This is a genomic window from Streptococcus sp. ZY171113, assembly GCF_057748235.1.
Genome location: NZ_CM173243.1, coordinates 1,204,908 through 1,220,927, shown reverse-complemented (window position 1 = coordinate 1,220,927; position 16,020 = coordinate 1,204,908). Strand labels below are relative to the sequence as shown.

Genomic DNA, 16,020 nt, shown 5'->3' with positions numbered 1-16,020 from the left:
TTTTTCTTAAATGGAAACTAACAAGCGATTGCGTCGGGTAGACAAGCGTGATAAACGCGAGCGGTTCTCGATTCGTAAATTCAATGTTGGTGTTGCTTCGGTTGCCGTTGCCGCTTTTTGGTTGGTGACAGGTAGTCAGGCAGTAGCAGCTGAGCAAGTCTCAACAGCTACCACTGCTGAAGTAACAACCACAAGTACGACCACCAGCTCAGAGGAGGAGACGCCTGAAGCTGAGACGGAAACAGAAGGCGAGTCGGCCATTGCCCTTAAAACTGACGAGACGTCAGAGGTGACTAGCGAAGCGTCAGCACCAGCTGAAAAGGCTGTGGAAAATAAGGCAGCAAGTGAGCCAAGTGCTGAAACTGCTGAGGCTAAACAAGAAGAGCCTAAAGTTGCGCTAACAGCACCTTCAACTGAGGTCGAGGATGAAGCTCCAGCTACTGAGCCAAAAGTAGACTTGCCAACCCGTGTTGCGGCCACAACCTACCGTGTCCAATACATCGACGAAGAAACAGGCGAGCAAATCAAGCAACAAAGCTACTCTGTTTCAGAAACAACAGCAGTTCCTGCGGACCAACCACATACGTTCAATGTCACGGTTAACCTTGACCTTCCGAAAGGCTATGTAGCTCTAACAGCAACCAATAACGCGGGTACAGCTTTTGATGTAGTTAACAATGCCATCGCAGCGGCTATCGTTGAGCGTGACTCATCAACCCGTACCCTCAAGGTAACGGTTCGTCGTGATGAGGTTTCAGCAAGCAACAATACTGAGAAAGAAGGATTTTCAGGCCTTCGTGCGGTAAATACCGACACGGCCTTAGATACCAGAACAACCTTGGCTACGGATGCCTCTACTGTTTTGACAGGCGATGCGGTTCGGGATTTGGGAAATAGTATCGCCTGGTTGAGCCTGGATGATAGCCAACCGAACATCACTGTTGAAAACGTAGACAAAAACGTCCGTTCGGTTTTCCCTGCTAACTTCTTTAACCAACAAGGTGCGATTTTCGACCGTCTCAAGGTTGGTTCGGTCATTACCAACGAGATTCGTCCTGGTTATGTGGTGACCTTGACCGTTAAAAACATTTTGCCGTTTAAGGCTTCGGAATACTTTGCCCAGCGTAATGATGGCACGGCAGCCATGTCCAACTACAATCCTGCTGCACAGCCTGCAACGGCCGCAAATACGGACCATCTCCTTATCCAAAACACCAACAACTTATTCTCTGGTGCTTCTGACTCAGGCTTGATTGATTTTAATGCTATGCAAGCCATTCGGGTTGCAAATGCAGACACAGGTGTTCTCTTTGACATCAAGACAACTTATCATGGGGTTGAAGTACCGACCAACGTTGTTTTGCTGGATTCAGAAGAGGCTTCGAACGAAGAGGCGGTAATCTTCACAACCAATGGTCAACCGTTTGAATTGTTTGCAGAGATTGCTAAAGAGGGCCGTCAGATTGATAACTCTACGCGTTTGACTACGGACGCTCAACTAAGACCGGTAAATGGTTCGATTCGGACAGGCTATGCTTCAACTGATCCAAACGGTGGTCTTGGAACACAAGTTGTTGGTCCTCTTGCCTCTACTGGGGGTGCTCGTCGAAATAACGTTCCAAATAAGAGTGTGCCGATTTACTTGGCTAAAGATACCTCAGAGATTGGTATCTTTATCTCGACAACCTCAGCACAAGCCGCAACCTTTGGTTTTGTCTTCTTTGATACAGGCGATGCACCAGATAGTTTTGGCCAAGCAACCCATATCATCACTGGAGCCAAGCAACCGTATTTGGGTACTGACCTTGCGGACGTTGATGTGACAGGAACAAACACATCGAAAGCAGATTTTTATGCCGATGATGAAAACGATGATGTTGCAACAATTGACGAAGGCGAACGTCAGCTGGCAGCAAATGGCCTTTATGAAGTTGCAAACAGAGGTTTAGATACCTATACCTTGACGGTCAAGGCTAGCAATGATGGCGACGTTCCTGCGTTTGTGCGTGGTTGGGTTGACTTTAACAACAACAATCAGTTTGATGAAGGTGAAGCTTCCGAGATTGTTTCTGTGACAGGTCGTGACCAGAATGTTGCACTGACCTTCAGCAATATTGATTGGACAGCAATTGAGTCTGTTAAATCTACTATTAAGTTGGGTGCTCGGGTTCGTATTTCTAGTGACCAGAAAGATATTGAGCAAGCTACTGGTCAAGCCTATTCAGGTGAAGTAGAAGATTTCCAAATCTTGGCAGCCATTCCTCCAAAAGGAACTTACGAACATACAGAAGGTCTCCAAGGCCAGAAACAAACGGGCACGCTTAATTTTACTGCAAGTGGCACTAAAATTACAGAAGGTCAGATTGTTCGTGAGCAAACCTTGACGGAAACCAACACCATGAAGGCAACAGACTTCGGTATCGTTGACCCAGCAAGTGGTGCCCTAGTTCAAAGCTTGACGACCGCTCAAGGAACTTATACCATTGTCAACGGTAACGGTGGCTTGGTGACCATTGATTTCCAACCTGTTCCATCGTTTACAGGTGTTGCTGACGGTGTTATCGTTCGTGCGACAGACGCTAACGGTTTGACCACAAACTGGGCAAACGCCAATACTGGCGAACCCAACACAGCTGGTACAGAAGAGACTGCCGAAGAGCGTGCAAAAGCGAACCTCAAGACCAAGACTTGGGATTCTCTCTACATTCCAGAGGTAAAACCAGTCACCCCAACAGGCGAAGAGGAGACCTCAACAGGCAAACAAGGTCAAGAACAAAGTAAGCGTCTGGACTTCTTCCCGGGTGATGTTTCTGCCCCAGTTATTGTGAGTGCTACCAACCCAGCCAAGTTCTTGAACGAAGCAGGTGATCCAATTGAGGAAACCACTGTTCCAGCGACAGACACTAGTGGCAAGGTTATCGGTAGCTTTGAGCTTGATAAAACCACAGGTGACGTGACCTTCAAGCCAAACAAGGATTATACTGGTGATGTTCCTGTTAAGCCAATTAAGGTTCAAGCTAAGGACGTTAACGGCACCCCAGCTACTTCAACTTATACCCCAACTGTAACGCCAGTAACCCCAAGAGGTGAAGAGGAAACCTCAACAGGCAAACAAGGTCAAGAACAAAGTAAGCGTCTGGACTTCTTCCCAGGCGATGTCTCTGCCCCAGTTATTGTTAGTGCTACCAACCCAGCTAAATTCTTGAACGAAGCAGGTGATCCGATTGATGATACCACTGTTCCAGCTAAAGACGCTGCTGGCAAGGTTATCGGTAGCTTTGAGCTTGATAAAAGCACAGGTGACGTGACCTTCAAGCCGAACAAAGACTATACTGGAAATGTCGCTGTTGCTCCAATCAAGGTTCAAGCAAAAGACACCAACGGCACCCCAGCTACTTCAACTTATACCCCAACTGTAACGCCAGTAACCCCAAGAGGTGAAGAGGAAACCTCAACAGGCAAACAAGGTCAAGAACAAAGTAAGCGTCTGGACTTCTTCCCAGGCGATGTCTCTGCCCCAGTTATTGTTAGTGCTACCAACCCAGCTAAATTCTTGAACGAAGCAGGTGATCCGATTGATGATACCACTGTTCCAGCTAAAGACGCTGCTGGCAAGGTTATCGGTAGCTTTGAGCTTGATAAAACCACAGGTGACGTGACCTTCAAGCCGAACAAAGACTATACTGGAAATGTCGCTGTTGCTCCAATCAAGGTTCAAGCAAAAGACACCAACGGCACCCCAGCTACTTCAACTTACACCCCAACCGTTACGCCAGTAACCCCAAGAGGTGAAGAGGAAACTTCAACAGGCAAACAAGGTCAAGAACAAAGCAAGCGTTTGGACTTCTTCCCAGGTGATGTTTCTGCTCCAGTGATTGTGAGCGAGACAAACCCAGCTAAGTTCTTGAACGAAGCAGGTGATCCGATTGAGGAAACCACCGTTCCAGCGAAAGACACTAATGGCAAGGTTATCGGTAGCTTTGAGCTTGATAAAAGCACAGGTGACGTGACCTTCAAGCCGAACAAAGACTATACTGGCGATGTCGCTGTTGCTCCAATCAAGGTTCAAGCAAAAGACACCAACGGCACCCCAGCTACTTCAACTTATACCCCAACTGTAACGCCAGTAACCCCAAGAGGTGAAGAGGAAACTTCAACAGGCAAACAAGGTCAAGAACAAAGCAAGCGTTTGGACTTCTTCCCAGGTGATGTTTCTGCTCCAGTGATTGTGAGCGAGACAAACCCAGCTAAGTTCTTGAACGAAGCAGGTGATCCGATTGAGGAAACCACCGTTCCAGCGAAAGACACTAATGGCAAGGTTATCGGTAGCTTTGAGCTTGATAAAAGCACAGGTGACGTGACCTTCAAGCCGAACAAAGACTATACTGGAAATGTCGCTGTTGCTCCAATCAAGGTTCAAGCAAAAGACACCAACGGCACCCCAGCTACTTCAACTTACACCCCAACCGTTACTCCAGTAACGCCAACAGCTACACCAGATGAAACAACAGGCCCACAAGGTAAATCACAAACATCTGAGTTGGTGTTTACACCAGGTAATGCTGAGACTCCAATTACCATCACAGAAGCTCAGCCAGCTAAGTTTATCGACCCAACAACTCTTAAAGAAACTGACGCTAAAGAATTGCCAGCCATGAAAGATGGTGAGCGAGTTGGTACTTACACTATTGATCCAACAACTGGTCAGGTAACCTTCCAACCAAATCCAACCTTTGTTGGTACAGCAGACCCAATCACTGTTCAGGTTAAGGACGCTAACGGCACTCCAGCGACAGCTAAGTACACGCCAACTGTAACCCCAGTTAAACCAACAGGCACACCAGACGAGACCACAGGTCTTCAAGGTCAACCACAAACGTCTGAACTTGTCTTTACACCTGGCGATGACTCAGCACCAATTACCATCACAGAAGATCAACCAGCTAAGTTTATCGACCCAGCAACTAAAGAAGAAACTAACGCTAAAGAATTGCCAGCCATGAAAGATGGTGAGCGAGTTGGTACCTACACCATCGATCCAGCTACAGGCCAGGTAACCTTCCAACCAAATCCAACCTTTGTTGGTACACCAGACCCAATCACTGTTCAGGTTAAGGATAAGAACGGCACACCAGCTAAAGCTGCGTACACACCAACTGTAACGCCAGTTAAACCAACAGCAGAACCAGCTCGTACAACTGATAAGCAAGGCGTGAAACAGTCAAGCGACGCTGACGCCCTCTTCAAAGAAGGTGATAAGGTTGCCCCTATCCAAAACGACACCATCACACTTCTTGGTGCAGATAATCAACCAACAGACCAACCAGTTCCAGCGACCATCGATGACCCAGAAAACCCAGGTCAGAAGAAAACAGTTGGTACTTACACTCTTGTTAAGGCTGCAGATGGTCAGGTAACGGTTGAGTTCCAACCAAACCCAGACTTCGTTGGTACAGCTGATCCAGTTAAACTGCGTGCAGCAGATAAGAACGGCACCACAGTTGACACAACTTACACGCCAACCGTAACGCCAATCACACCAACAGGCACACCAGACGAGACCACAGGTCTTCAAGGTCAACCACAAACGTCTGAACTTGCCTTTACACCTGGCGATGACTCAGCACCAATTACCATCACAGAAGCTCAGCCAGCTAAGTTTATCGACCCAACAACTGGTAAGGAAACCGACGCTAAGGAATTGCCAGCAACTAAAGATGGTAAGGAAGTTGGTAAGTACACTATTGACCCAACAACTGGTCAGGTAACCTTCCAACCAAATCCAGACTTTGTTGGTACACCAGACCCAATCACTGTTCAGGTTAAGGACTCAAACGGTACACCAGCTACAGCTAAGTACACGCCAACTGTAACGCCAGTTAAACCAACAGCAGAACCAGCTCGTACAACTGACAAGCAAGGTGTGAAACAGTCAAGCGACGCTGACGCCCTCTTCAAAGAAGGTGATAAGGTTGCCCCTATCCAAAACGACACCATCACGCTTCTTGGTGCCGACGGTAATCCAACAGACCAACCAGTTCCAGCGACCATCGATGACCCAGAAAACCCAGGTCAGAAGAAAACTGTTGGTACTTACAGCCTTGTTAAGGGTGAAGATGGTCAGGTAACGGTTGAGTTCCAACCAAACCCAGACTTTGTTGGTACAGCAGACCCAGTTAAACTGCGTGCAGCAGATAAGAACGGCACCACAGTTGACACAACTTACACGCCAACTGTAACGCCAATCACACCAACAGGCACACCAGACGAGACCACAGGTCTTCAAGGTCAACCACAAACGTCTGAACTTGCCTTTACACCTGGCGATGCGACAGCACCAATTACCATCACAGAAGCTCAGCCAGCTAAGTTTATCGACCCAGCAACTGGCGAAGAAACTGACGCTAAGGAATTGCCAGCAACTAAAGATGGTAAGGAAGTTGGTAAGTACACCATTGACCCAGCTACAGGCCAGGTAACCTTCCAACCAAATCCAACCTTTGTTGGTACACCAGACCCAATCACTGTTCAAGTTAAGGATAAGAACGGCACACCAGCTAAAGCTGCGTACACGCCAACTGTAACGCCAGTTAAACCAACAGCAGAACCAGCTCGTACAGAAGACAAGCAAGGTGAGCCACAAAACACTGACGCTAAAGCACTCTTCAAAGAAGGTGATAAGGTTGCCCCTATCCAAAACGACACCATCACGCTTCTTGGTGCCGACGGTAATCCAACAGACCAACCAGTTCCAGCGACCATCGATGACCCAGAAAACCCAGGTCAGAAGAAAACAGTTGGTACTTACAGCCTTGTTAAGGGTGAAGATGGTCAGGTAACGGTTGAGTTCCAACCAAACCCAGACTTTGTTGGTACAGCAGACCCAGTTAAACTGCGTGCAGCAGATAAGAACGGCACCACAGTTGACACAACTTACACGCCAACAGTTACTCCAGTTGCTCCAACAGCAGAACCAGCAACAACTGAAGACAAGCAAGGTGTGACTCAAAACACTGATGCTAAAGTTCTCTTCAAAGAAGGTGACGCGGTTGCTCCAATCGACAACAGCACCATCACTTTGGTTGACGCTGGCGGTAAAGAAGTCAAAGAATTGACTGTTCCAGGTGAGGGTACTTACACCCTTAAAGAAGACGGCACCATCGACTTCAAACCAGAACCAACCTTTACAGGTACAGCAACTCCAGTTACTGTTAAAGCTAAGGATGAAAACGGCACACCAGTTACAACAACTTACACGCCAAAAGTGACACCAGTTACCCCAACAGCTGAACCAGCTGAAACAACTGATGTTCAAGGTAAGAAACAAAACGGTACACCAACCTTTACAGAAGGTGATGCCGTTGCTCCAATCAATAAGGCCAGCCTTACTCTTGTTAACGCTCAAGGTGAAGAAGTTAAGGAAATCGTTGTTCCAGGCGAGGGTACTTACACGCTTAAAGAAGATGGCAGTGTTGATTTCCAACCAGAGCCAACCTTTACAGGCCGTGCTAAGGGTGTAACCGTTAAGGCTAAAGACACCAACGGTACCCCGGTTACAACCACCTACACGCCAACTGTAACCCCAGTAAGGCCAACAGCTGAACCAGCTGAAACGACTGACAAGCAAGGTGTGAAACAAACTGGTAAACCTGAGTTCAAGGCTGGTAACGACGCTGTTCCAATGAATGACACTGTTCCAGCAACCTTCGAAGATGGCACAACAGAGAAAGTTGTTCCAGGTGAGGGAACTTACACAGTTGCTCCAGACGGCACAGTAACCTTCACACCAGAGAAGACCTTCACAGGTCGTGCTAAGGGTGTAACGGTTAAACGAGTTGACACCAACGGTACGCCAGCGACAGCGACTTACACGCCAACCGTAACCCCAGTAAGGCCAACAGCTGAACCAGCTGAAACAACTGATGTTCAAGGTAAGAAACAAAACGGTACACCAACCTTTACAGAAGGTGATGCCGTTGCTCCAATCAATAAGGACAGCCTTACTCTTGTTAACGCTCAAGGTGAAGAAGTTAAGGAAGTCGTTGTTCCAGGCGAAGGTACTTACACGCTTAAAGAAGATGGCAGTGTTGATTTCCAACCAGAACCAACCTTCACAGGCCGTGCTAAGGGTGTAACCGTTAAGGCTAAAGACACCAACGGTACCCCGGTTACAACCACCTACACGCCAACTGTAACCCCAGTAACGCCAACAGCAGAACCAGCTGAAACAACTGATATTCAAGGTGCTAAACAAACTGGTAAACCTGAGTTCAAGGCAGGTAACGACGCAACGCCAATCGACGAAAAAGTTCCAGCAACCTTCGAAGATGGTACAACTGAGAAAGTTGTTCCAGGTGAGGGAACTTACACAGTTGCCCCAGACGGCACAGTAACCTTCACACCAGAGAAGACCTTCACAGGTCGTGCCAAAGGTGTAACGGTTAAACGAGTTGACACCAACGGTACGCCAGCGACAGCAACCTACACGCCAACCGTAACCCCAGTAACACCAACAGGAGAGCCTAAGGAAACAACCGGTCCTCAGGGTGAAGAACAATCAGACAAGCCAGTCTTTAAGCCTGGTAATGAAGCTGTTCCAATGGACGACACTGTACCAGCAACCTTCGAAGATGGCACAACTGAGAAGACTGTTCCAGGCGAAGGTGTCTACACCGTTGCCCCAGACGGTACAGTAACCTTCTCACCAGAGAAGAACTTCACCGGTCGTGCTAAAGGTGTAACAGTTAAACGTGTTGACACTAACGGTACGCCAGCGACAGCGACTTACACGCCAACTGTAACGCCAGTTGTTCCAACAGGTACACCGGTTGAGACAACTGATCTTCAAGGTAAGACACAAACTGGTAAACCTGTCTTTGAACCAGGTGATGAGTCAACACCAATTGACTTGAAAGAGCCTGCAACCTTTGAAGATGGCACAACTGAAAAAGTTGTTCCAGGTGAAGGTACTTACACAGTTTCTCCAGACGGCGTTGTGACCTTCGTTCCTGAGAAAGACTTCACAGGTCGTGCCAAAGGTGTAACGGTTAAACGTGTTGATAACAACGGCACGCCAGTTACTGCGGATTACATCCCAACTGTAACGCCAGTAACACCTAAGGGTGAGCCAGAAACAACTAAAGATGTTCAAGGTAAACCACAATCTGCTAAGGTTGAGTTCACACCTGGTAACGAGGCTGTTCCAATGGACGACACTGTTCCAGCAACCTTCGAAGACGGCAAAACTGAAAAAGTTGTTCCAGGCGAAGGTACTTACACTGTTGCTCCAGACGGCACTGTAACCTTCACTCCAGAAGAGAACTTCACTGGTAAGGGCACAGGCGTGACTGTCGTTCGTCAAGACGTTAACGGCACCAAGGCCACTGCAACTTACACACCAGAAGTAACGCCTAAGACAACATCTTACGTTGATGAAGCAGGTAAGAGCTTGATTCCAACGGTTGATGGTACCTTCGACCCAGCGAAATTGGCGGACTACTACGTCAAAGAAACTAAGGTTGATGAAGCAACAGGTAACACCACTCACGTCTACGCTAAGAAGACAACCGAGCATGTCGCTGAGAATGGCACAGTTCTTAAACCTAAGGAAGACGGTACTAACCCAACTGAAACCTTTGACGGCTACTACGTCAAAGAGACTAAGGTTGATGAAAATGGTAACACCACTCACGTTTACGCTAAGAAGACAACTGAGTATGTGACTGAAGATGGTACTGTTCTCAAGCCTAAAGAAGACGGCACACTTGACCCATCAACCTTTGACGGCTACTACGTTAAAGAAACCAAGGTTGACGAGAAGGGTAACGTGACTCACGTTTACGCTCCAGTTCAAACGACTTACGTTGATGAAGCTGGTAAGCCAATCAAAGACCCAGCAAACGGTCAAGATCCAAACGCTCCAATCGAAGGCTACGAGATTGTGTCATCAGTGACAGACCCAGAAACTGGTAACGTTCGCAACGTTTACAAGAAAGTTCCTGTGACGACTTACGTTGATCTTGACGGTAAGGAAATTTCACCTGAGAAAGCTGGTTCTAACCCTAATGAACCAATCGAAGGCTACGAAATTGTTACAAGCGTAACCGACAAAGATGGTAATGTTCGTAACGTTTACAAGAAGACTGTAACGCCAACAACAACCTTCGTTGATGAAGCTGGTAACCCAATCAAGTCACCAGAAGAAGGTACCAACCCTAACGCTCCAGTTGAAGGTTACACTATTGTGTCATCAACAACTGACAAAGACGGCAATGTTCGTAACGTTTACCGTAAGGTTGTAACGCCAGTTACTCCAGTAACCACATTCGTTGACGAAAAAGGCAATACCCTTTCACCACAGAAAGATGGTTCTAAGTCTTCAGAAACTATCCCAGGTTACGAGTTGGTAACAACTGAGATTGCTGAGAATGGCGATGTGAAACACGTTTACCGTAAGGTTGAAACGCCAGCTACTCCAGTTACTACTTTCGTTGATGAAGCTGGTAACCCGATCAAGACACCAGAAGAAGGTCAGAAGACAGGTGTTCCTGTTGATGGCTACACCATCGTGTCAACAACGATTGACCCAGTTACAGGTAACGTGAAGAACGTTTATAAGAAAGTTGTTCCACCAACAACAACCTTCGTTGACGAGTCTGGTAACCCAATCAAGTCACCAGAAGAGGGTACTAACCCTAATGTTCCAGTTGAGGGATATGAGATTGTTTCAGTAACAACCGACAAAGATGGTAACGTGAAGAACGTTTACCGTAAGGTAACACCACCAAGCACAACTTACGTTGACGAGAACGGTAACCCAATTCAAGACCCAACAGAAGGTCAGCATCCAAACGCTCCAATCGAGGGCTACAAGGTTGTCTTGACGGTAACAGATGCCAAAGGCAATGTGGTTAACGTTTATAAGAAAGTTGTTCCACCAACAACCACTTATGTTGACGAGAATGGTAAGCAAATTCAAAACCCAACTCAAGGTCAAGATCCAAACGCTCCAATCGAGGGTTACGAGATTGTTTCAACGACAACAGATCCAGATGGTAATGTGGTTAACGTTTATAAGATGATTCCAACACCGAACACAACTTATGTAGATGAAGCAGGTAACACTATTTCACCTCGTAAGGACGGTCAGGATCCAAACGCTCCACTCCCTGGTTACGAAATCGTTTCAACTCGAACTGACGAGGCTGGCAATGTGGTCAATGTTTACCGTAAGATTGTAACACCAACAACGCCTTCAACCATCTTTGTTGATGTGAATGGAAACCCAATCAAGTCACCAGAAGAAGGTGCGAAACCAAACGTTCCAATCGAGGGCTACGAACTTGTTTCAAGTGTTCCAACACCAAATGGCGATGTGGTTAATACTTACAAGAAAGTTGTTAAGACCAACTATGTGGATGAAGCGGGCAACCCAATTCAAGACCCAACTCAAGGTCAAAATCCAAATGCTCCAATCTCAGGTTACGAGATTGTATCGACTGAGACGGATGCTGATGGCAATGTGAAGAACGTTTACCGCAAGGTAACACCGCCAAGCACAACTTACGTTGATGAGAACGGTAACCCAATTCAAGACCCAACTCAAGGTCAGAATCCGAATGCTCCAATCTCAGGCTACGAGCTTGTATCGACTGAGACGGATGCTAAGGGTAACGTGAAGAACGTTTACCGTAAGGTAACACCACCAAGCACAACTTACGTTGATGAGAACGGAAACCCAATTCAAGACCCAACTCAAGGTCAAAATCCGAATGCTCCAATCTCAGGCTACGAGATTGTATCGACTGAGACGGATGCTAAGGGTAATGTGAAGAACGTTTACCGCAAGGTAACGCCACCAAGCACAACTTACGTTGATGAGAACGGTAACCCAATTCAAGACCCAACTCAAGGTCAAGATCCAAACGCACTAATCCCAGGTTACGAGATTGTTTCAACCACAACTGATAAGGATGGCAACGTGATTAACGTTTACCGCAAGGTTAAGACCCCATCTAAACAAGTTGTGACCAGCTTCCTTGATGAAAATGGTCATCCAATTCAAGTAACAGAAGGTGGTAGCCATCCAAACGCACCAATCCCAGGTTACGAGATTGTTTCAACCACAACTGACAAGGATGGCAACGTGATTAACGTTTACCGCAAGGTTAAGACCCCAACTAAACAAGTTGTGACCAGCTTCCTTGATGAAAATGGTCATCCAATCCAAGTAACAGAAGGTGGTAGCCATCCAAACGCACCAATCCCAGGTTACGAGATTGTTTCAACCACAACTGACAAGGATGGTAACGTGATTAACGTTTACCGCAAGGTTAAGACCCCATCTAAACAAGTTGTGACCAGCTTCCTTGATGAAAATGGTCATCCAATCCAAGTAACAGAAGGTGGTAGCCATCCAAACGCACCAATCCCAGGTTATGAGATTGTTTCAACCACAACTGACAAGGATGGTAACGTGATTAACGTTTACCGCAAGGTTAAGACCCCAGCGAAGCCAGCTACTCCTGAAACATCAGTTAAGCCTGTGACACCTGCTCAGTCAGAAGCTCCAAAAGCTCCTGCCGCAGTTGCTCAGCCAGCTCCGAAAGCAGCTGAGAAAGTCGCTAAGGCTCTGCCAAGCACTGGTGATTCAAGCTCGCTTGCTACTCTTGTGGGCACTAGCCTCTTAACAACGGCTCTCGGCCTTGTAGCCCTGCGTCGTCGCAAGAAAAATTAAGTCTGAATAAGACAAAGAAGAGATGATCCTTGGATCATCTCTTTTTGGTTTTTAACACCTAGAGAGGACAAGTCTTGTCTTCTCTCGTTTTATGTTTATGGCCAGTTTTTCATGAGCAATACGAATAGTTAATCAGGAGGTAGGTTATGTTTCTAGCTTGTGATGAAGAGGGACGGCTGGTCAATCTTTTGGATGGTCAGGTAGATAAAAAGACGGCTTACACCTGTCCAGCCTGTCAACAACCTGTCTGCCTCAAACAGGGCAGGGTCATGCGGCCGCATTTTGCCCATGTGCGGTTGGCTGAGTGCCAGTTTTTTCAGGAAAATGAATCAGCTGAGCACCTGGATTTGAAAGCTGCTCTCTACCGAAACTTGGTATCAGCTGGGGTTCCTGTCCAGATTGAGGCGGTTTTGCCAGAACTCGGTCAGGTGGCCGACCTCTTGGTTGATAACCGCCTGGTCTTAGAAGTCCAATGCAGTCGGCTTAGTCAAGAACGCTTACTAGAGAGAACGCTAACCTATCGGCAGGCTGGTTATCAGGTCATCTGGCTCTTAGGTAAAAAACTCTGGCTGGTCCGCTATTTAGCAGAGGGTCAAAAGGGCTTTCTCAACTGGTCGCCCAACATGGGGTTTCACCTCTGGGAGTTGGATGGGGACAGGCAAGTTATCCGTCTCCACTACCTGCTTCACGAAGACCTTCGGGGACGGGTTTGTGGTTTGGTCCGAGAGCAGTCCCTAGCCAGTCCCTTGCTCGATGTTTTGCGTCAGCCCTTTGCTCGCCAGCCCCTGTCTGTTTTGGAGCCAACCCTTGAAACAGACCCCGTCGCCTATATCCAGCGCCAGCTTTTTCAAAAAAATGGGAAATGGCTGACGCGGCAGGCAGCTGCCTATGAGGCAGGAGGCAATCTCTTGGCTCAGACGGCCGAGGAGTTTTACCCGCAGGTGCGACCAATTAGCGGGGAGTTTCCTCAGATTACAGCAGATTTAACCACCTATTACCGCCAGTTTGAGGCTTTTTACAAAAATCAGACAGATAAATCACGGCAAACGCTTTATCCACCCAAATTTTATGCTATAATGGAAACTAGAAATCTTCGTGATTAAATATGGCTGTAAAAAGGCTTATTTCTGCGGTTTTAGCAACAAGGTTCTAATGACTTAATCGCATATAATCACGGGATATTTGGTTTTAGTCGGGGAATCTGTCGGGGAGTCCCCGACCTTTTTTTATTTAATGGCCAGGGCAAAGGCTTGGCTGGCTTGGGCGGCCATTTCTTCTTGGGTGTGGCTATACTTTTCGGTCATGTAAGATTTTGTATGACCGACAGCAGAGGCCATCTGCTCCAAAGAGATGCCAGAGAGCAGGCCTTGGGTGACGAAGAAGTGCCTCATCATGTGTGGTGTGACATGGATGCCAGATTTGGTGCTGATTGCTTCAAACAAGTAAGCTAGTCGTCCTACTGGCACAGGCTCGCCTTTATATCTGGCCCCTGGGTAGTCAACGAGGAAGATGAAATCTTCTGGTCCTAGTATGCGATTGTAATCCTTGGCTATCTCTTTTGCTCTGTTGACTGCTTTTAAGATTAGTTCGCTGGTCTCTTGGTCGAGGACCGTCACACGCTCGGAGCTCTTGGATTTCATCCGCTCTTTGCCTCGCCGATCTTTGCCGTCAGGGCGGAACTTACTCCTGGAGTTGCTATGGGCAAGGGCGACCAGGCCGTCAGGACGGTTGATGATGGTCTTGATTTTGACCGCAATCACCTCACTCTGTCTGAGGCCGAAGTAGGTCAGTCGGACCATGGCGTAGGTGTAGTCGTCAAACAACTCTCTAGCAGCTGCATCGATGGACTTAAATTGGTCCATGGACAACTCTTTATCAAAGGGCTCTAGCGGGCTTTCGCCGATGTAGATTTTCTGGAGCGTGTTCTGGTAGAGGTAGCCACAGGCCACGGCATCGTTGAGCATAGCCATGAAGATGCCGTGCATTTGATAGACGGTCGTCCGTCTGTGCTTGACCAGGAGGCTATTAATGTGCTCCTCGTACTCTTCTCGGTCAAGGTCTTTGAGTTTTGTCTTGCCGTACCGTGGTTCAAAATGGTTCTTAAAAACATTAACCTTCTGATATTCGGTGTCTGGCGACCATTGGTTCTTGTCAATTTTCTTCTGCCAGTATTTGGCCCAATATTGCTCAACAGTCATGTTTTTGCTTTTGTTAAATTCGCCGTCTGCGATTTTACGTTCAATCTCGGCCAGGGCCTGGCGGGCCTCTAAGATTGTTTTGAGGTTGCTCTTGCTGGCCTCTTTTTTCTTGCCTTTAAGGAAGTAGCCCTTGCGGACGTGGTACCTCTTGCCGTTGGCAGTTTCGTAGCTAAAGATGTTTGGGTATTTGGTTTTAGTGTATTTCATTTTTTATATCCTTTCAGTTTGGGGCCTCTGGACAAGGTAAAAATTACTGTTAGGATGTTGGCATCACCTCCTTTAATGTGGTATAATGGGTATAGCAAAGAGCCCCTGTCTAGAGGTCCTTGTATGGTAGCCACACGTTTTCTTACTTGGCGGTAGGACGTGTGGCTTTTTTTGTTATTGCGGTAGATTTGCGATTGCGTAGTCTGCTTCTTCAGGCGTAAACTTTTCGCCGTATTCCGAAATCAACTGATTGCGGATGGCTTCCGGTGACATGGCCATCTGTTTTTGGTAGCTCTTGGCTTTTTCAAGGGCGTTCTTGCCGTAATCAGCCTTGAGATTATCCACAGCATACTGGGCTTCTTCTGCTGTAAACTTTTCACCATGTTCAGAAACGAGTTGGTCATAGATGCCTTGTTTGGACATGTGCATATTTTTTGAGTAGTCTTCCGCTTTTTTAAGAGCGTTTTTGTTGTAGTCAGCCTTAAGATTGTCGATAGCATACTGACCAGCCTCGGGAGAATATTTTTCACCGTATTCCGAGGTTAGCTGATCGTATAGCCCTTGTTTGGACATGTGCATCGTGTTAGAGTAACTTTCCGCTTTTTTAAGGGCGGTTTTGTACTCCGCTGGAACAGAAGCTTCAGCACTACTACTTGAGGTCTCAGTAGCTGATGAGTTGCTTGTTTCAGCGCTACTGCTAGCCTCTTTGGCCACAGTTGAGCTTGCTGGCTCTGCCGTAGTGGTTTCGTTGTTGCCCCCACCAAGTGCAGCACCGACAACACCAACAGCTACTAGAACACCAAGGCAGCCTAAGCAGCCTTTTTTCTTTTTCGGGGCTTTTGCCATTTCCTTTTCTCCTTCCAGCTTTTAACGTGGTTC

Annotated in this window: 4 protein-coding genes; 2 read left to right on the top strand and 2 right to left on the bottom strand. The window is 47.3% G+C overall.

Going from position 1 to position 16,020, the window contains the following annotated elements; translation table 11 throughout:
• Positions 1-10: 10 nt before the first annotated feature.
• Both AC3ARB_RS05745 and AC3ARB_RS05740 read left to right on the top strand, forming a co-directional pair.
• On the top strand, positions 11-12,736 hold the full coding sequence (locus tag AC3ARB_RS05745) for a YSIRK-type signal peptide-containing protein (protein ID WP_488319642.1): 12,726 nt from the start codon (positions 11-13) through the stop codon (positions 12,734-12,736).
• 146 nt (positions 12,737-12,882) lie between these two features.
• The gene (locus AC3ARB_RS05740; protein WP_488319641.1) at positions 12,883-13,839 is read left to right on the top strand and encodes a competence protein CoiA; all 957 of its coding nucleotides are present in this window, start codon (positions 12,883-12,885) and stop codon (positions 13,837-13,839) included.
• A gap of 123 nt (positions 13,840-13,962) precedes the next feature.
• Here the strand turns inward: AC3ARB_RS05740 and AC3ARB_RS05735 are convergent, their stop codons facing one another.
• Positions 13,963-15,141, bottom strand: coding sequence for a tyrosine-type recombinase/integrase (locus AC3ARB_RS05735; RefSeq protein WP_488319640.1), 1,179 nt, complete (start codon positions 15,139-15,141; stop codon positions 13,963-13,965).
• 174 nt (positions 15,142-15,315) lie between these two features.
• Positions 15,316-15,987: an Ltp family lipoprotein gene (locus AC3ARB_RS05730; RefSeq protein ID WP_488319639.1), complete on the bottom strand. Its 672-nt coding sequence runs from the start codon at positions 15,985-15,987 to the stop codon at positions 15,316-15,318.
• Positions 15,988-16,020: the final 33 nt, after the last annotated feature.